The 17160-nt window shown below is 40.9% G+C and carries 19 protein-coding genes; 5 read left to right on the forward strand and 14 right to left on the reverse strand.

Annotated features, from left to right (window positions below; translation table 11 throughout):
* Positions 1-21 precede the first annotated feature (21 nt).
* From ACE01U_RS00470 to ACE01U_RS00490, 5 genes are all read right to left on the reverse strand, one after another.
* Complete coding sequence (locus ACE01U_RS00470; protein ID WP_004981573.1) at positions 22-1227, reverse strand: SAM-dependent methyltransferase; 1206 nt, start codon at positions 1225-1227, stop codon at positions 22-24.
* A complete protein-coding gene (locus tag ACE01U_RS00475; RefSeq protein WP_395553020.1) occupies positions 1224-2012 on the reverse strand; it encodes a DUF1365 domain-containing protein in 789 nt (262 codons plus the stop codon). The genes ACE01U_RS00470 and ACE01U_RS00475 overlap by 4 nt, the downstream gene beginning before the upstream one ends.
* Positions 2013-2021: 9 nt before the next feature.
* On the reverse strand, positions 2022-3305 hold the full coding sequence (locus ACE01U_RS00480; RefSeq protein WP_395553021.1) for an NAD(P)/FAD-dependent oxidoreductase: 1284 nt from the start codon (positions 3303-3305) through the stop codon (positions 2022-2024).
* A complete protein-coding gene (locus ACE01U_RS00485; protein ID WP_395553022.1) occupies positions 3302-4288 on the reverse strand; it encodes an acyl-CoA desaturase in 987 nt (328 codons plus the stop codon). Before ACE01U_RS00485 ends, ACE01U_RS00480 begins: the two co-directional genes overlap by 4 nt.
* A 134-nt stretch (positions 4289-4422) precedes the next feature.
* A complete protein-coding gene (locus ACE01U_RS00490) occupies positions 4423-4971 on the reverse strand; it encodes a lipocalin family protein (protein WP_395553023.1) in 549 nt (182 codons plus the stop codon).
* Positions 4972-5453: 482 nt separating this feature from the next.
* On the opposite strand from ACE01U_RS00490, the gene ACE01U_RS00495 reads away from it, so the two are divergent.
* Positions 5454-5669 carry a cold-shock protein gene (locus ACE01U_RS00495; RefSeq protein ID WP_131262839.1) on the forward strand — a complete coding sequence of 72 codons (216 nt, stop codon included), beginning with the start codon at positions 5454-5456 and terminating at the stop codon, positions 5667-5669.
* Between the two features lie 97 nt (positions 5670-5766).
* The gene (locus tag ACE01U_RS00500; RefSeq protein ID WP_395553024.1) at positions 5767-5994 is read left to right on the forward strand and encodes a hypothetical protein; all 228 of its coding nucleotides are present in this window, start codon (positions 5767-5769) and stop codon (positions 5992-5994) included.
* A gap of 332 nt (positions 5995-6326) precedes the next feature.
* Here ACE01U_RS00500 and nudC read toward each other — a convergent pair whose 3' ends face one another.
* A complete protein-coding gene (gene nudC / locus ACE01U_RS00505; RefSeq protein ID WP_395553025.1) occupies positions 6327-7100 on the reverse strand; it encodes an NAD(+) diphosphatase in 774 nt (257 codons plus the stop codon).
* A 383-nt stretch (positions 7101-7483) separates the two neighbouring features.
* Here nudC and ACE01U_RS00510 point away from each other — a divergent pair, with 383 nt between their 5' ends.
* The gene (locus tag ACE01U_RS00510; RefSeq protein WP_395553173.1) at positions 7484-9007 is read left to right on the forward strand and encodes a cryptochrome/photolyase family protein; all 1524 of its coding nucleotides are present in this window, start codon (positions 7484-7486) and stop codon (positions 9005-9007) included.
* Between the two features lie 3 nt (positions 9008-9010).
* A complete protein-coding gene (locus ACE01U_RS00515; RefSeq protein ID WP_086209436.1) occupies positions 9011-9145 on the forward strand; it encodes a DUF2256 domain-containing protein in 135 nt (44 codons plus the stop codon).
* Positions 9146-9159: 14 nt separating this feature from the next.
* Here the strand turns inward: ACE01U_RS00515 and ACE01U_RS00520 are convergent, their stop codons facing one another.
* The 6 genes from ACE01U_RS00520 to arsC form a co-directional block, all read right to left on the reverse strand.
* The gene (locus ACE01U_RS00520; RefSeq protein ID WP_058952279.1) at positions 9160-9414 is read right to left on the reverse strand and encodes a TIGR03643 family protein; all 255 of its coding nucleotides are present in this window, start codon (positions 9412-9414) and stop codon (positions 9160-9162) included.
* 348 nt (positions 9415-9762) lie between these two features.
* Complete coding sequence (arsH, locus tag ACE01U_RS00525) at positions 9763-10467, reverse strand: arsenical resistance protein ArsH (RefSeq protein ID WP_086209437.1); 705 nt, start codon at positions 10465-10467, stop codon at positions 9763-9765.
* Positions 10468-10472: 5 nt separating this feature from the next.
* Entirely contained in the window at positions 10473-11516 is a 1044-nt protein-coding gene (gene arsB, locus ACE01U_RS00530) for an ACR3 family arsenite efflux transporter (protein ID WP_395553026.1), read from the reverse strand.
* Positions 11517-11523: 7 nt separating this feature from the next.
* Positions 11524-11997 (reverse strand): arsenate reductase ArsC, encoded by a 474-nt coding sequence (locus ACE01U_RS00535; protein WP_086209439.1) that lies wholly within the window; start codon positions 11995-11997, stop codon positions 11524-11526.
* 6 nt (positions 11998-12003) lie between these two features.
* A complete protein-coding gene (locus ACE01U_RS00540; RefSeq protein WP_086209440.1) occupies positions 12004-12324 on the reverse strand; it encodes a metalloregulator ArsR/SmtB family transcription factor in 321 nt (106 codons plus the stop codon).
* Positions 12325-12381: 57 nt separating this feature from the next.
* Positions 12382-12816: an arsenate reductase (glutaredoxin) gene (gene arsC / locus ACE01U_RS00545; protein WP_395553027.1), complete on the reverse strand. Its 435-nt coding sequence runs from the start codon at positions 12814-12816 to the stop codon at positions 12382-12384.
* A gap of 220 nt (positions 12817-13036) precedes the next feature.
* On the opposite strand from arsC, the gene ACE01U_RS00550 reads away from it, so the two are divergent.
* Entirely contained in the window at positions 13037-14380 is a 1344-nt protein-coding gene (locus ACE01U_RS00550; protein ID WP_395553174.1) for a PepSY-associated TM helix domain-containing protein, read from the forward strand.
* Between the two features lie 47 nt (positions 14381-14427).
* Here the strand turns inward: ACE01U_RS00550 and ACE01U_RS00555 are convergent, their stop codons facing one another.
* Together ACE01U_RS00555 and ACE01U_RS00560 are read right to left on the reverse strand one after the other, a co-directional pair.
* The gene (locus ACE01U_RS00555) at positions 14428-14883 is read right to left on the reverse strand and encodes a copper resistance protein NlpE N-terminal domain-containing protein (protein ID WP_395553028.1); all 456 of its coding nucleotides are present in this window, start codon (positions 14881-14883) and stop codon (positions 14428-14430) included.
* Positions 14884-14954: 71 nt separating this feature from the next.
* The gene (locus ACE01U_RS00560; RefSeq protein ID WP_395553029.1) at positions 14955-17060 is read right to left on the reverse strand and encodes a TonB-dependent receptor; all 2106 of its coding nucleotides are present in this window, start codon (positions 17058-17060) and stop codon (positions 14955-14957) included.
* Positions 17061-17160: the final 100 nt, after the last annotated feature.

The raw sequence follows: 17160 nt of genomic DNA on the forward strand, positions 1-17160 counted from the left end.
CTCCTCCTGTTTTATTTCTGCTTAGTAAGCACTGGCTTCAAACAGCAAATGAACATCACTGATCACACCTTCCCTAAAACCACCTTCGCAATAACACAGATAAAAATCCCACATGCGGATAAAACGCTCATCAAAATCAAGTTGCAGTACTTGATCACGCTGCTCCAGAAAACGCTGGCGCCAACACTTCAGGGTTTGTGCATAGCTTTGACCAATATCTTCCAGATGTTTGAGACGAAGTTTTTGCTCAGAAGCCGTTTGCGTCATCACACTGATACATGGAATAAAACTACCGGGGAAAATATAACGCTTAATGTAATCTACCGTATTTAAAGCTTTAACATAGCGTGCATCTTCAATCGTAATCGCCTGTATCAAGGCTAGACCATTCGGCTTGAGGAGCTCGCGGCATTTTCGGAAATAAGTTGGTAAATATTGCTCACCAACTGCTTCAATCATTTCAATCGACACCAATTTGTCGTATTTACCCTCGAGTAAACGGTAGTCCTGAAGCTGTACAGACACCCGATGAGACAGCCCTGCTTCAGCAACTCGGGCGAGTGCTTCATCGTACTGAGCTTTGGAAATGGTAATGGTGGTCACCTTACAGCCATAATGTTGAGCCGCATAAATGGCAAAGCCTCCCCAGCCGCTGCCAATTTCAACCAAATGGTCCATCGGTTGCAATTGAAGTTTTTGGCAGATCAGTTCTTTTTTATAATCTGAAGCTTGTTCCAAGCTCATACAGGGTTCTTTAAACACCGCACTGGAATACATCATGCTGGAATCTAAGAACAATTTAAAAAAATCATTGCTCAAGTCATAATGCTCAGCAATATTCTGACGACTACCATCAATCGAATTCTTGCGGGATTTATACCAAGCCTTGAGTACCAACTGGCTAGCTTTTGCCACTACATTTTGATTCATCCGATCAAGCACATCACGATTACGTGCTAGAATACGAATTACGTTGACCAGATCTTCACTGCTCCAATAACCACGAATAAAGCCTTCTGCTGCCCCCAGTACACCATTACGGAACAGCAAATCGATAAGGCGTTGGTCGTGAACTTGAATTACTGCATGCAAGTCACTGTAATTTTCCCCGACTAGACCATTCCAGATACCTTTAAATATTAGCTGACCATGACGCAATTTCAGCATATGGCGTAGGACTATCGGCAGTTCGGTATGCTCTCCCATTAACAGGGTTTTCATAGTCATGTCTTTCCTTTTTCTTTTTTAGGATGCCGATAAAACGGAATTTTCTTTTTCCATAAGCGCAAAGCATGTAGATAAATCCCGCTCACCATCCTAAAGGGCTCAAGAACTTTTAATACAGCATATCGATGTTGCTGTGAAGGAAGTGTGATGGCTTGCAGCTTAAATTTCATCGTGGCATCAAATTGCAATATTTCTTGTTCAAACAGCTGCATGTGAATCACATTTTGCTGTTTTGAAAAGCTAAAACGCCAACGATAATCTAGTGACATCGGCATGAATGGTGACACATGAAAGGCCTTTTTAAAGTCAAACTGGTGGCTCTGGTAAGGCGTATGTTTAGTTACATTGTGCCGACAATCGTGAATGTACACCTGACGTTCATTCCACGGTGTATTGGTGATTTCACTCAGTATAAAAATCAGTTGATCGGTCGTATCAAAGATCAAATAAAACACCACAGAATTAAAACGAAAACCCAGTGTGCGTGGTAAAGCCAGTACACGAATAGATGCAGCATGTGGTAAATGATAGTTTTCGAGCTTGATCAATAACCGTGCAACTTTCTGCCGAATCGAGCCATATTCCATGTTAAGAAAGTCACGTTCATCCAAGGTCAATAAATTCCAGCGACTAGAAGACCAGAACCAAGATTTTTGGGTAAAATTTGCCAGTTGATCCGGATCAAAGCATAAATAGCTAAGCTTCACCTCAAAAGTATGCGATTTGGGCAAATAGCGACGATGGCGAATTTCGGTAGAAGCGATAGCCAGTGGATACATTTGCATTCTGTACTCCTAAGCCACTTGCTCAGTGTGTTGCAGCAACTGATTTACAACCCATGAAGCACTACGCGCCCCATCTTCATGAAAGCCCCAGCCCCAGTAGGCACCACAGTATGACGTCCGGTTCTGACCATTAACCTCAGCCCAACGTTGTTGTGCCTCAATCGCGGCAGCATCAAATACTGGATGACGGTAATATCGTTCTACCCATATTTTTTTCGGATCGAGGTTAAAGTTAGGATTGAGTGTGGCAAAGATTTGGGTTTTACAATTCAGGTTTTGCAACTGGTTCATCCAGTAACTGAAACCATAATGCATGCCACTATGCTGGAATGGAGTTGATTCGTTTGCACGACTAGGTGTCACATGTACATGCCAGCTGGCCCATTGGCGTCTGGATTTGGGCATGATATGAGTATCGGAATGCACCACCATATGGTTATCCTGATAACGAAACTTGCCAAGTACTTCCCGCTCTTGCGCTGACGGGTCTGTAAGTAAATTCAAGCTATCATCAGCATGGCTGGCAAAAATGACCCAGTCAAAACGTTCACTGCCCTGTCCAGTTTCAATCACTACATCATTGGCACTACGGGATACATGAAGCACACCTGTCCTGCGGAAAGTCATATTCGATTGGGCCTGAATGGCACGAACATAACCAGCTGATCCACCCTTGACCGTAAGCCACGAAGGTCGCTCTTTCAGCTGCAACATACGATGGTGCTGAAAAAAGCTCACCACAAATTTATACGGAATCTGTCCAACTTGCTCTACTGGACAGGACCATAGCGCCCCGCACATCGGATAGAGATGTTCCTGACGAAAGGCTTCGGAATAGTCATGTCGATTGAGATATGAATCAATACTGAGCTGTGCATCGACCTGTTCAATATCAATATCTTTATTCGCCGCATAGAAACGGAACAGATCCGACAACATCACGCGAAAGTCAGCGTTAAAGAAGTTTTGTGGTCGGAACAACAGCGAGAATTTTTTTGAAGGATTGTACTGCAAGCCAGTGACTTGATTGTTGACCGAAAAGCCCATGTCACTGCTTTGCGATTGAATCCCGAGTTCTTTGAGCATTGCACAGAACAGTGGATAGTTATACTCATTAAATACAATAAAGCCACTGTCCACTGCGACCCGTTCGCTATCTATATTCAACTGATGGGTATCGGTATGGCCACCAAAGTAATTATTTTTTTCAAAGACCGTGACCTCATGTGCTTTGCTTAATTTCCAGGCCGCATACAAACCGGAAATACCTGAACCAATAATCGCGATTTTCATTGTAATTCCTTCGATTGAATCGTGTGAGCGCCCGTCGTGGTGAGTTTTTTCTGTTTTCTAAGTTGAGCAATTTTACTGACGTCATAGACCCGTTTTGGAATTGGCTTTAAGCCCCAGACTATCCCGAGCCAAGACATAATTTTTAGGAGGTAATAGGTCACATCAATCTGCCACCAGTAAAAGCCCTGTCGGGTACTGCCTGCATAATAATGGTGATTGTTGTGCCAGCCTTCGCCCAAAGTAATGATAGACAAGAATAAATTGTTACGGCTTTGATCATCAGTGTCAAAATCACGGCTACCGTAATGATGCGCCAGTGAATTGATACATAAGGTTGCATGGATCAGCAATACAGTGGACACCACAAATCCCCAGACTAGTAATTGCAAGCCGGAAGTCCCCAGTTGCGGCCAAGCTATTGCCAGCCATTCTCCTAGCACATAAATTCCACCCGCTGTCAACAGCACCACAATTAGACTAAACCGGTCTAGCCAGATTAATTCCGGATATTTCAGCCAGTCTTTGATGACTTCTTTACGCGTGGCAAAGTTATATTCATTCAGAAACCAACCCACATGGCTATACCAAAAACCGTGGGTAGATGAATGCGGGTCTTGTGAAGAATCTGTATAGCGGTGGTGATAACGATGATGGGCTGCCCACCATAAGGGGCCACGCTGTGCACTCATGGTGCCTAGTAATACAAATAGGAACTGCACTGGACGCGAGGTCTGAAAGGTTTTATGCGATAAATAGCGATGAAAAAAAGCCGTAATGGAAAACATACGAATCAGGTAGAACAGCAACATAAAGCCCACTGCAAACCACGACACTCCCACCCAGAACACCGCTAGACAAGCCAGATGCAACAGAATAAAGGGTAAAATCCGCTGCCACTGAATCTTGCTGTTTTCAGCTGTCAGTGTTTTGGGCGCTGTGGGTGTGGACCAGCTGTCTATCCATCGCATCAGAGTTTTCAACATGGACTCATCCTACTTTCGAGCGATTGTATTTATTCTATTTGATGAGTGTAATCAGTCAGGTATGAATTTTATGTGAAGTAAATAAAAAAACCGAACTGTTGAGAGATTTATCAGTTCGGCAAAAGGTTAGCAGATTAATGTGGCAATTTGATAAGTTTTGTCACGTCATAGCCATAATCTTTCGCAGTGTTTATATATGACTGATAAGTTGCTTCATCTAGTTGCGGTTCACGTGACAAAATCCATAGGTATTTATTACTTGGGCCACCCACCAGTGCCACTTTATATTCCGGGTCTACTCGTAGTACCCAGTAATGACCTTTAGTAAAGGGTATCCATCTTAAACCTTTAGGCAAAAAGCTGACCTTTAATTTGCTATTCCCCCTATTTTGCGGATATGCAACTCCTTCAGAACTTACCATCTCATCATTGGCAGTTCGGCAGCTATTCAATACCCCAATAGTTTGATCGGCATTGACGCTATATTGTGCCGTGATATTAGCTATACATTTACGCTGAAAATACATCGGTAAATGAGAAATTTCATACCATTTACCCCCATACTTCTGAATGTCCACCTGATTTACTGCCTGAGGCCTCACCATTTCTGCTCGGGTGGTCATACTTAAACTAATGGTGACCAGCGATGTAGCAGCAAAAAGTGACTTGAATAGCATTTTCATTTTTAAGCCTTGTTTGATTGCAAGATTAAGATAACCCAAGTCGATGTGAACAAAGTGTGAAGATTAAATGCAGGATGAATGTAGGCGAAATTTCAATCTTACCGCCTGAGAAAATGGGGAAAATCATTTTTTCTTGGATCCCCTTTTAAAGCGGTAAATTGGTTTTTTCTGTTTCAATGTATCAGTGCTGTCGATAGCCTTGTTTAAAAAAAAGTCAACCAGATCAACAGATTCCTTCCCGATCCAGTCATCTTTTATAAGATAATTAAATATACATATAAAAAAAACTTGATTAATTTTATTTTTAAGGTATAGTGAGCGTAACTAGAAAAAATCTTGTTTCATTCAATCTCTGTTAAGTATCGTCGTTTTATTCATAATCCTTCGTTTTTTTAGATTTTAAGTCTCATTCATTATTATTTTCCAAGTTATAAGCAGTCAATCAAATGGCTAAAATTATTAAAAAATCAGTAGGATTTATTATGTCAAACTCAAATGTTGTTAAAGGTACGGTTAAGTGGTTCAATGAAACTAAAGGTTTTGGTTTTATTCAACAAGAATCTGGCCCAGACGTTTTTGCCCACTTCAGTGAAATTGCCAGTTCAGGTTTTAAAACCTTATTTGAAGGTCAACAAGTTGAATTCAGCATCGCTCAAGGTCAAAAAGGCCCAAATGCAGTTAATATTACGGCGATCTAAGTAATTAGATGAATTAAAAAAGTACGACGCTGTACTTTTTTAATTAAAAAGTTGTTAATCATATTCTTCGAAAAAATCATAAAAAACAGGATACACATTGTTAAAAATTAATAAATTAGTGGCAAAATCTACAAATGGTACTGAAATTATTGTCTCGTTAATCCCCTTAAATAAAATGCAAAATACACGTGAAGGGTTTAAAGCGATTGAAGTTGGTAAAAAAGTACGTCTAGAATCTGGCGTTGAAGTCGATTTAAATTTAGATGGTCGTACATTTTATATATCTATGAATCAATTATTTAAGTTAAATCATAAAGTGATTTAAATAAAAAACTTCTGAATGATGAAGCCATGTAATGGTTTCTCTTTCCTGCTGTTATTCAAGGTATATCTAAATATTCCCTGCCTATTCAGGATGGTGTCTGTTTATAGTGGTCTGTAAAATACAGCGCATTCATATGATCGAGCCGATGACACCGTACTAAAAACCATGCAGCACCATCATTGCCTAGCTCTTTATTTCAGCATATAGGGTGAAAACGGGCAAAGTCCATGGCAAATACTGAGAGAGTTCCTTTTCTAGATGAGCTAGATTTCCGTTCTTATTTCAGCCAGAAATTTTCATCTAAACTTTCAAACCCTGCTCTTTTTAAAATTTCAAAGCCACGCTTGGGTATCATCTGCCACAGGTGTTCCATGCCTCACATGCTGAATCATTGCATGGGCGATACTGCCCTTGAACGGAATTTTGGGCAATTGATCAAACTTGAAAAATTGTGCATCACTCAGTTCATTTTCCTGAATCTGAATATCCCCTGCGTGATATTCCGCCTTGAAGGCCATCATCAGATTGCTGGGAAACGGCCACGGCTGACTGGCCAGATATTGAATATTTTTAATCTGAAGCCCGACCTCTTCTAGCGTCTCACGGCGTACAGCGTCTTCCAAGGTTTCCCCGACTTCAACAAATCCAGCAATCAAACTGTACATCTGGGTTTTGTTGCGGGCATTTTTCGCCAGCAGAATTTCATCTGTACCTCGGGTAATGATGGTAATCACGCAAGGATTCACACGCGGATATTGGTTATAACCACAAGATGGGCAGACCATAGCATACTGACTGGCGTGCTGCTGGGTGGCATGACCACATTTACTGCAAAAGCTGTGGTTACGGCGCCATTCCAGTAACTGTACCGCACGGCTTGCCTGTTCAAACTGCGATCTGCTCCAGACTTGCACCAGTTGCTGGATTGGAACCAGTTGATAACCTTCTGGCACCGGTTCGTCTTCTTCCAGGTCACGAGCAATGATCTCGCAATTTTCCGACAGGTTTAGGTCGTGCTGCAGTCTTTCTACCTGCGGCAACTGAAAATGCTCATCCACTAGTAATTGCTGCTGTCTAAAAATATAAGCTTTTGAATGCATGCTCATGACAATTCCCTGATTAAAAAAATCCCATACAGAGGGGTATATGGGACAAAACTAAGGAAGCTCACATGGAGTAACTTCAAGCCAGATACTAGGCGTGAGCTACTTGAATTACAACCATAATAATTTTTATCTTTTTGATTAAAATCACATAATTTTCACACTACTCATGTATTAAGAAATCATGTGAAGCGAGTTTCATCAACTGGCTTTAGCATTGTAGGGATGAATATTTTGTTATAGCAGTACTCATGATTTCTGTGCGATGTCAGCGGATCATCTGGTCGAGTTGGATTGATTCAACATGCAGGATGATCTTTATTTTCACAAAAAATTGAACTGTCTTGACTTACACTGCACTATCTTTCATAGGGTCGGGAATGGCTATGCGTTTTGGTTTAATTCTGGGTGACCAGCTTCATCATCAGCTTACTACGCTCAAATCGCTGGATCGTACCCAGGATGTGATCCTGATGGCCGAAGTTGTTGAGGAAGCTACTTATGTCACCCATCATCCGCAGAAAATTGCCCTGATTTTTAGCGCCATGCGTCATTTTGCCAAAGAACTCAAAGCAGAAGGCTGGCGTGTACGTTACCATGCTTTTCAATCTGATAGTCCGATTCGTAGCCTGCTGGATTTCGTAGAGTCACAGCAACAACTCTTACCAGTCACAGAACTGGTCATTACGCACTGCGGGGAATATCGTTTACAGCAGCAGATTGAACAGTATTGGAGCCAGCTGCTGCAACTGCCAGTAATGTGCCTGAATGATGAACGTTTTTTCTGTAGTCTGGAGCAGTTCCAACACTGGGCCAGCCACTACCAGACACTGCGTATGGAATATTTTTACCGGGAAATGCGCAAGCAGACCGGTTACTTAATGCAGGGGCAACAGCCGCTTGGAGAACAGTGGAACTATGACAGCGCCAATCGCAAGGCCTGGGCTGGCAATCCCCCTTTGCCTGCACCACTTCACTTTGAACACGATCAGATTGATCTGGATGTGCTTGAATTGGTTGAACGTGAATTTTCCCGTCACTCTGGCAGCCTTAACAACTTCCGCTGGGCCACCACACGTAGCAATGCTCTGCTTGCACTGGAGCATTTCATTACCCACAGTTTGCCTTATTTTGGTGATTATCAGGATGCTATGGCGCAGGGTGCAGACACGCTGTTTCACAGCCTGCTCTCACCTTATCTGAACTGTGGTCTGCTACTACCTAAAGAAGTCTGTGATGCGGCAGAAGCTGCATACCATGCCGGTCATGCACCACTGAATGCAGTGGAAGGTTTTATCCGACAGATTCTCGGCTGGCGCGAATATGTTCGCGGAATTTACTGGCTGTACATGCCAGAATATGCCAGCCGCAATACACTGCAGCACTCAGCACTATTGCCACAATTTTATTGGACTGGCCGTACTCGGATGAACTGTATGGCTGGGTGTTTCCGTAATACTTTTCAGCATGCCTATGCACATCATATCCAGCGTTTGATGGTGACTGGCAATTTTGCCTTATTAACTGGTATAGACCCTCAGCAGATCAGCGAGTGGTATCTGGCAGTCTATGCCGATGCCTATGAATGGGTAGAACTACCGAACACACTGGGCATGGTCATGCATGCCGATGGCGGCTTGATGGCCAGCAAACCCTATGCCGCCTCAGGCAATTACATCCATAAGATGTCCGATTACTGTAAGCACTGTAGCTACAATGTCAAAACTCGCACTGAACTGGATAGCTGTCCGTTCAATAGCCTGTACTGGTATTTCATGATCCGGAATGAGGCGAAATTTCGTACTCATCCACGTATGGGCATGATCTATCGACAGCTAGATAAACTTAAAGATCGGCAGCAGATTATCAGCCATGCCCAGCAACTTCTTAGCCAGATCAATGAGTTATAAACGATGAAAAAACAGCATCTCCCTGAAAAAATCTGTATCCACTGTTTGCGCCCTTTTACTTGGCGCAAGAAATGGCACCGCTGCTGGGAGGAATTACAATATTGTTCTGAACGATGTAAACGTGAGTCTAGACGGTAATCAAAATCAAACACTTAGAAACGCTTGTATTGGCGTGAACAATAGGCCCGTATCACATCAGGTAAACGCAGCTGCAGATGCTTGGTTTTTCGGCCTGTCACACGTGCACGCCACATTTTAAAGCTACTGGGTTTCATATTTTGCCGCATCAAGCGTATCACCGCCGCTTCATTCAAACCAAACTCACATTGAATGGCTTCAAATGGGGTTCGATCCTCCCAGGCCATTTCGATAATTCTGGATAAGTCTTCTTCAGAAAATTGATTCATGCCATTCTCATTTTTAATTACTATGAAGCTTCAATAAGTTCTATCAACTCATTTACATAACTTGAGTCAACTTTAATTCAACTAAAAGCATAATAATACGATCATGAATTTTTTGTGATTTTTCTCTGGTTTACGGGCTCAGCACAAATAAAAGGGCTAGTTAAACTAGCCCTTTTAAATCTTAGTTGCCTCTATAAGTAGAATATCCATAAGGACTTAGAAGTAGAGGAAATGGTCATTTATACCTCGATTTTCTTAAACTACTCCATAACAACCCTCTTTAACTTCCTAAGCCCCTATTCTATAGTTAGCTTAGAATACAGTGCTCATATTTATTTTCAGTTAATCCTATAGACTACGTTGATTGACACGCTTAGATAATTCTGCTGCCGACTCTTTTCGCTCTGAATAACGGTCTGTGAGGTACTGACTTTGCCCACGCGTCAGTAGCGTGAATTTATACAGCTCCTCCATGACATCAACAATTCGATCATAAAAAGCTGAAGGCTTCATACGTCCATCCTCTTCAAACTCTAAAAAAGCTTTAGGAATAGAGGATTGGTTTGGAATGGTGATCATGCGCATCCAACGGCCTAGAATACGCATTTGATTAACACTGTTAAAGGACTGCGAACCACCACTTACCTGCATCAGGGCCAAAGTCTTGCCTTGTGTTGCACGAATCGCACCACCTGCTAGAGGTATCCAGTCAATTTGCGATTTAAAAATTGAACTCATTGAGCCATGACGTTCAGGCGAACACCACACCATGCCCTCCGACCATGCCAAAAGTTCATGTAGTTCTTTGGCTTTTGGATGTTCCATATCCGCATCTTCAGGTAAAGGTAAACCTTTAGGATGAAAGATTTTTACTTCAGCGCCAAACTGCTCCAAGATACGCCCTGCTTCCATCACCGCCAATCGGCTGTATGAGCGCTCACGGTTAGAACCATACAGCAGCAAAATACGCGGTGGATGATCTAGCGCTTTAGCCTGTACCTTTTCTAAAGTCGGTTGATCGAGAAGATTCATATCTACATTTGGGAGAGTCATAGAAATTACACCTCTGCTTTAAAAAACTTTTTTCTAAGCCACAAAGACACGCTCACCAAAGCAATCAATACTGGGACTTCAACCAGTGGACCAATTACAGTAGTAAACGCCACAGGTGAAGCTAAACCAAAAGTTGCAATCGCTACAGCAAGTGCCAATTCAAAGTTATTTCCCGCAGCAGTAAAAGAAATTGCTGTGGTTTTAGGATAGTCATTCCCCATCCACTTGCTCATAAAGAAGCTGATGAAGAACATCACGATAAAGTAAATCGTCAATGGAATAGCAATACGCAAGACATCCATCGGTAAGCTCACCACATCGTTCCCTTTGAGGCTAAACATCGCCACAATCGTGAACAATAACGCCAACAAACTTAGTAGACTGATCTTCGGTAAGAAGACGTTTTGATACCAAACCAAACCTTTAGCTTTCACTAGAGTGAATCGCGTCATAAAGCCAAGGAAAAATGGAATTCCCAAATATACTAATACTGCATGGGTAATCGTCCAGAAATCGACATTGATCACTTGCCCTGCAACACCAAAATACGGTGGTAAGAAGGTCAAGAACAACCAAGCATAGGTACTAAAGAATAAAATTTGGAAGATACTGTTAAAAGCCACCAATGCAGCAACATATTGGTTATCCCCACAGGCCAAACCATTCCACACCAAGACCATCGCAATACAACGCGCTAGTCCTATCAGGATTAAGCCTGTCATATATTCTGGATAGCTATGTAGAAAAATAATAGCTAATGCAAACATCAATACTGGTGCTATCACCCAGTTCTGTACCAAAGACAGAGTTAAGGTTTTTTTGTCTTTAAACACTTGTGGTAGCGCTGCATAATCCACTTTTGCCAAAGGTGGATACATCATCAAAATCAAACCAATCGCAATTGGAATATTGACGGAATCCACACTCATTTTATCCAATGCCACTGAGGCTTGTGGAAAGAACACACCGATCGCAATTCCCAACCCCATCGCAATGAAAATCCATAGCGTGAGGTTACGATCTAAAAATGACAGTCTTTGTTGAGCCATGATGTTCTCATTCAATATCTGAGATGTGATTGATTGCAGCAATCAATTCAGGACGAGACATATGCGCTGTATCCAGTGCCAACAATGCATCTAAACGACGATTGATATGGTCTACAGTCACTTGGAATGCTTTGAGCTTCTCTTCTTTCGGCAAGTCTAAATGCGAAGGATCAGCCAAGCCCCAATGTGCCTTGATTGCTCCGCCTAAATACAGTGGACACGCTTCTTGCGCTGCCGAATCACAAACCGTAATCACCACGTCAGGTTGATATTGTTCACATTCATCAATGGTTTTACTCCACAAACCATCTGTTGAAAGACCTAGGTTTTCTAATGTTTCAATGGTCAATGGATGTACTTGCCCTGATGGCTTACTACCTGCACTGTATGCTTTCCAACCCTCTGGGGCACGACTATTAAACAGCACTTCTGACAGGATGCTACGGCAACTATTTCCAGTACACAAAAAAAGGAATTTCATCTTGTTCTACTCGCAATAACTATTGATTTGTTGAAATGATGGAGCAGCTTTTGGCTGTAAATCAGCATTTTTAAGGGTGTTAAGTACGTCTACGCACCAAATGGGTAAATTGGGATTGAGACTGTAATAGACCCATTGCCCTTGGCGTCGATCTTGTAAAAGACCAGAAGAGCGCAGTAAGGCTAAATGCCGTGAAATCTTGGGTTGGCTCAACTCTAGCTTTTCAGTCAAGTCGCAAACACACTGTTCATTATTTCCAAGAACCAACATGACGATGTTAAATCGCGTTTCATCAGCCAAACATTTAAAGAAATTGATTTGATCCATATTTTTACTCACTCAAACATATGGATATATCAATATTCACATATATCCATGAAATTTTTATTTCAATCGCTGCCCATTTGCATCCAGTACTTGTTCACCGTCTTCTTTAGTAAAAGTACCTTTTTGTGGGAGTGGCAGAATTTCTAAAACCAGTTCTGACGGACGACTTAAACGAGTTCCTAATTCAGTCACCACAAATGGACGGTTAATCAAAATTGGATGCTGAAGCATAAAGTGAAGCAATTGATCTTCACTCCAATCCTCTTGATCAATTCCTAAATCTGTATATGGAGCAACATTTTTACGGATCGCATCTCTCACCGTTAAACCCGCATCCGCAATCATTTGAATCAATTCATTTTTAGAGGGAGGTGTTTCAAGGTACTCAATCACTTCAGGTTCAATATTGGCATTACGGATTAACGCCAATGTATTACGTGATGTACCGCATTCAGGGTTGTGATAGATCTTCACTTTTGGAGTAGCAGTCATTTGCTCAAATTCAACAGAATCTTTGCATATATTTATATACGAATAAACATATATATGAAATTCCATATTTAAAATTTAATACTAAAAGTAACTATCCATCTAAATGATCGCAAACAACTACTTTTATTTTAAATATACCAAGAGCCGACCAATATTTATCTATATATAAACATCAAGTAAGATTATTAAACTTATAACTGTTGAACAGCAACTTTAAGGAATAAATTTGAACTTCAATTTCTGGCCAACACTTTTCCGTTTACTACACCTGTATGCTGGTGTTTTTATTGCCCCGTTTATCTTTATAGCTGCCCTAACTGGTTTTTTTTATGCTGCTACCCCACAAATTGAAAAAAGTATTTATAAAGATGTTCTATACATCAAGCAAAGTAATTCAAAAGAACAACTTCTTAGCCTGCAAATTGAAAAAGCTAAACAGATATTACCCCCTACATCACAAATAACTGAAGTACGTCCTTCACCAGCAGTAAATCAGACGACAAGGATTATCTTTTCAGATCATGAATTAGGGTTGCAAAATGAAGCCATCTTCATTGACCCATACACACTTGAAGTAAAAGGTCAGTTAGCTGTATATGGCACAAGTGGCTTACTTCCTTTTAGAACTAAACTAGATCACCTACATCGAGATTTATTGCTAGGAAGTTTGGGAAGATTTTATAGTGAACTCGCAGCAAGTTGGTTAGCTGTCTTGATATTTACTGGCTTTTACCAATGGTATAAACGCCGAAAAGCATCCAAGAAGAACCAAATCAAGCATAATAAATATATTCAAAAACACAGCACTATCGGCTTAATCTTTTTCCCATTACTACTTTTTGTAGCAGTTACTGGCTTAACGTGGTCTGAATATGCGGGTGAAAATATTCGAATATTTCGCCAAGCGCTAAGTTGGCAAACACCTGTTCTATCAACATCTATTAAAGCCGAACCTACATCAAAAATGGTTATGCACCATGAAGATCATTCAATGGTACATCATCATGCTTCAGTACAAGTCACTTCTGGTGATTTCGACATAGCTTTAGATCTCGCTAGAAAGCATGGAATAGATGCTTCTCAGGTACAAATAAAACCACCTTTAGAAAAAGATCAAGTATGGAGTATTTCTGAGATTCAACGCAGTTGGCCTACTCAAGCAGATAGCATTGCAATTGACGTTTCAAATCACAGCGTAATTGATCAGCTTTATTTTGATGACTATCCATTAATAGCTAAATTGACACGCTGGGGAGTTGATGCCCACATTGGAATTTTATTTGGTTGGATAAACCAGTTGATACTCATTATTTACTCACTAGCACTATGTGTAATGATTCTTTATGCATATTTAGCTTGGTACAAAAGAATAAGCCTCAAACAGACGACAATACAGTTTTCAAATTTGTTCTTAAGTACGTGGAAAAGTGCAAAAACGCTTCAAAGACTTACTCTAGGAACTATATTGATTATTCTTGGGCTACTACTGCCTTTATTTGGTTTAAGTCTAGTTGTAGCATTAGTCGCTATCTTTATTAGTGGCGTTAAAGAGAAAAAAGCTTAACAGACCATTTAAGCTCCTACTTTTTATATAAAAGTGGGAGCTATTCATTAAGTTTTCCTCGTTAATTCAAAATCTAAATAGGCTTCGTAAGGTAGACCAGTCTTGGTATCCAAAACTTCCACAGAGTCCTGCTGCCATAAAACTGTATTCCGCTCAGATACTCCATTGAGCTGAATTTTAAGTTTCCCGTTATCAGTAAACACAAATTGTCCTTCGTGTACTTCGGGTTTATTGTGTCCACTATTACTGGTCCTAATCAATTTGAATGTTTTCTCTTCCTTAATATCCAAATCGACAGTCATACCTTCGCACCCTTCACAGAAAGAAGTACATGCCGCACAAGGTATAATGCCTTTATATTGACCCACCCATTTCTGTAATTCGGGATCAATTACTTTTATCGCTTTGGTCGAAGCTTCTCCCGATTTAGGGTCAGGTTCAGATTGACTACATCCGAAGCACAAACTAGCAAAAACAAAAGAACATAATAATGTATTTTTCATAAGTTATATCTCTTAGCAACTATGAAGGAGCGGTCACGCCCTATGACCACCGCCCCTCCTGACTCCACAGACTAGAATTTCCAATTTAGACTGAGTGTTGCTTTGAGCGGTTCACCCACCTGCACCCAATAATTTGTATAGCTTGCAACGTAGTAATTTTGATCAAAGAGATTATCAATATTCAATTGCGCGCGCAGGTCTGGTCGTAGCTGTACATAGCCCCCAATATTAACGATAGTAAAATCAGGAAGACTGGTTCCATTATCAATATAATTTGCACTGCGTTTACCGTAGTAATTAATGTTGCCAACCAAACCAGCATCATGTCCTGCAAGGTCAAATTGATAGTCAGCACTTAAGTTTGCCGTATGTTTAGGAATATTTTTAAGCCTTGCGCCTTTATCCTCAACTTCACTTTCTACAATTTCAGCATCTGTATAGGTATAGTTAGCATTAACACGTAGCTTGTCCGTGAATTGATGTTGTAGTTCTAACTCAACACCACGGCTTTGTACTCTCCCGCTATCTACATAGCTATCAGTAATGCCTTCAGTGAGTAGATGTTGTTTTTCCATATCAAAATACGTTAGACCAAACCAACTTTGCGGTAAAAACTTATATTTACCACCCACTTCCCAACTTTCTGTTTTCTCTGGTTCATACAGTTCATTGTCCTTATTCAACCCTGTATTCAGTTCAAATGCCTTCCCCCAGTTACTGTAGAAAGACAACTTCTCAGTAGGCTGATAATTTATCCCTGCACGTGGAGTAAATGGTGTGAAAGCTTGCTTTGATGTCTTTCCAGTTCGATGATCATCAATTTGTTGTTCTAAACGATTAAAACGGCCGCCTATCAGTACATTCCATTGATCATTCAAGAAAATTTGATCTTGAACATTAAACCCAAACATATCTTGAGTTTCTTTTGTATTTTTGGTGATTCGGGTTAATGGCAAAATATTTTGACCGTACACAGGATTATAAATATCAATCTGACTCGAAGCCCCAACAGCACTCCGACGTTGCAGTTGATCAATCGTATAATGACCTGCTTCGACATTGGTAACCAGTTCATGCCTAATTACCCCTGTGTCAAACTTACCTCTTAAGATAGATTGAAAGTTTGTGGTGTCTGTCCCAAATTGACGGGAGCGACGGAAGCGATTTGCTGTTCTTCCATCTGATGCAATGGACGAAATTTCGGTTGAAGTACCTGCACGTTCGCCATGACTATATGTGATTGCCGTTGTATTGTTCCAATCCTCATTAAATTCATGGTTTAAACGCAGTTGATACATTTGATCTTTAATCTCAATATCACCATCGCTTGGCTCACCTAAAAAGGTTTTCTTATTGACTGGAAGTTTTCCATTGACTATCGGTACGCCACGATCGAAAACGCCGTTAGACTCTGAAAATTCAGTATCAATATTCAACTGGGTTTGCTCAGAAATTTTCCATGCTAATTGTGGTGCAATGTAATAATGCTGATTATCAACATGATTACGGAAGCTTTGATTATTTTCATAGGCTAGTCCAAGGCGATAAGCCAGATCCTGATTAATCGCGCCCGTGGTATCTAAGGCTGCTCGATATTCTTCAAGCGTACTTCCGCTCAGACTTAAATTACTTTTTTTCTCCCATTCAGGTTGCTTAGTGGTGATATTCATAATCCCCCCTATGGCACCTTGCCCATACATCGCGGCCATTGGGCCTTTCAAGAAATCAATCGCTTGAATGTTCACCATATCTCGTGCAGTATGGATACCATTCACAGAACTCAAACCATTACGCATATAAATCGTACCCATATTCGGATCGGTACTAAATCCGCGAAATGAGTAATTGTCCCAAAAACCTCCACCATAACTATCTTGATAAACCACACCATTTACAAACGAGAGCGCATCACTGATACGTTGAACATTATGGTTTTGGATATCTTGTGCTGATACATGTGATTTAGTAAAAGGTACTTCTAACAAGTCATGATTAAACTGCGTAATCGCTTGTGAAGAACTATGTCTTTCATCCTGCTTTTCTGCAGTCATCGTGATACTCGGCAGTTGAACTACAATTTGATTTGAAGTAGATTCATTTTCGGCCGACACAGCGTGGGTTGAAAGTTGAACAAGTAAAATACTCCACGTCAGTGGATGAAATAAAAATTTAGACATAAGTGACTCTGAATGTGTATATGCTGATATAGGGTTATGAAATCTGGTGCTTAAAATTTAAATGTGACGCCAAGTTCGACACTTCTTGGTGTACCAATAT

Origin of the sequence: Acinetobacter halobius, assembly GCF_044130335.1 — a bacterium.
Classification (GTDB): Bacteria; Pseudomonadota; Gammaproteobacteria; order Pseudomonadales; family Moraxellaceae; genus Acinetobacter.

Excerpts from the sequence above, each read along its gene's own strand:
- ACE01U_RS00560 (WP_395553029.1), bottom strand. The coding sequence starts at position 17,060 with ATGTCTAAATTTTTATTTCATCCACTGACGTGGAGTATTTTACTTGTT.
- ACE01U_RS00470 (WP_004981573.1), bottom strand. The coding sequence starts at position 1,227 with ATGACTATGAAAACCCTGTTAATGGGAGAGCATACCGAACTGCCGATA.
- nudC (WP_395553025.1), bottom strand. The coding sequence starts at position 7,100 with ATGAGCATGCATTCAAAAGCTTATATTTTTAGACAGCAGCAATTACTA.
- ACE01U_RS00510 (WP_395553173.1), top strand. The coding sequence starts at position 7,484 with ATGCGTTTTGGTTTAATTCTGGGTGACCAGCTTCATCATCAGCTTACT.
- ACE01U_RS00485 (WP_395553022.1), bottom strand. The coding sequence starts at position 4,288 with ATGTTGAAAACTCTGATGCGATGGATAGACAGCTGGTCCACACCCACA.
- ACE01U_RS00495 (WP_131262839.1), top strand. The coding sequence starts at position 5,454 with ATGTCAAACTCAAATGTTGTTAAAGGTACGGTTAAGTGGTTCAATGAA.
- ACE01U_RS00475 (WP_395553020.1), bottom strand. The coding sequence starts at position 2,012 with ATGCAAATGTATCCACTGGCTATCGCTTCTACCGAAATTCGCCATCGT.
- arsB (WP_395553026.1), bottom strand. The coding sequence starts at position 11,516 with ATGGCTCAACAAAGACTGTCATTTTTAGATCGTAACCTCACGCTATGG.
- ACE01U_RS00490 (WP_395553023.1), bottom strand. The coding sequence starts at position 4,971 with ATGAAAATGCTATTCAAGTCACTTTTTGCTGCTACATCGCTGGTCACC.
- ACE01U_RS00520 (WP_058952279.1), bottom strand. The coding sequence starts at position 9,414 with ATGAATCAATTTTCTGAAGAAGACTTATCCAGAATTATCGAAATGGCC.
- ACE01U_RS00480 (WP_395553021.1), bottom strand. The coding sequence starts at position 3,305 with ATGAAAATCGCGATTATTGGTTCAGGTATTTCCGGTTTGTATGCGGCC.
- ACE01U_RS00555 (WP_395553028.1), bottom strand. The coding sequence starts at position 14,883 with ATGAAAAATACATTATTATGTTCTTTTGTTTTTGCTAGTTTGTGCTTC.
- ACE01U_RS00535 (WP_086209439.1), bottom strand. The coding sequence starts at position 11,997 with ATGAAATTCCTTTTTTTGTGTACTGGAAATAGTTGCCGTAGCATCCTG.
- arsC (WP_395553027.1), bottom strand. The coding sequence starts at position 12,816 with ATGACTGCTACTCCAAAAGTGAAGATCTATCACAACCCTGAATGCGGT.
- arsH (WP_086209437.1), bottom strand. The coding sequence starts at position 10,467 with ATGACTCTCCCAAATGTAGATATGAATCTTCTCGATCAACCGACTTTA.
- ACE01U_RS00540 (WP_086209440.1), bottom strand. The coding sequence starts at position 12,324 with ATGGATCAAATCAATTTCTTTAAATGTTTGGCTGATGAAACGCGATTT.
- ACE01U_RS00515 (WP_086209436.1), top strand. The coding sequence starts at position 9,011 with ATGAAAAAACAGCATCTCCCTGAAAAAATCTGTATCCACTGTTTGCGC.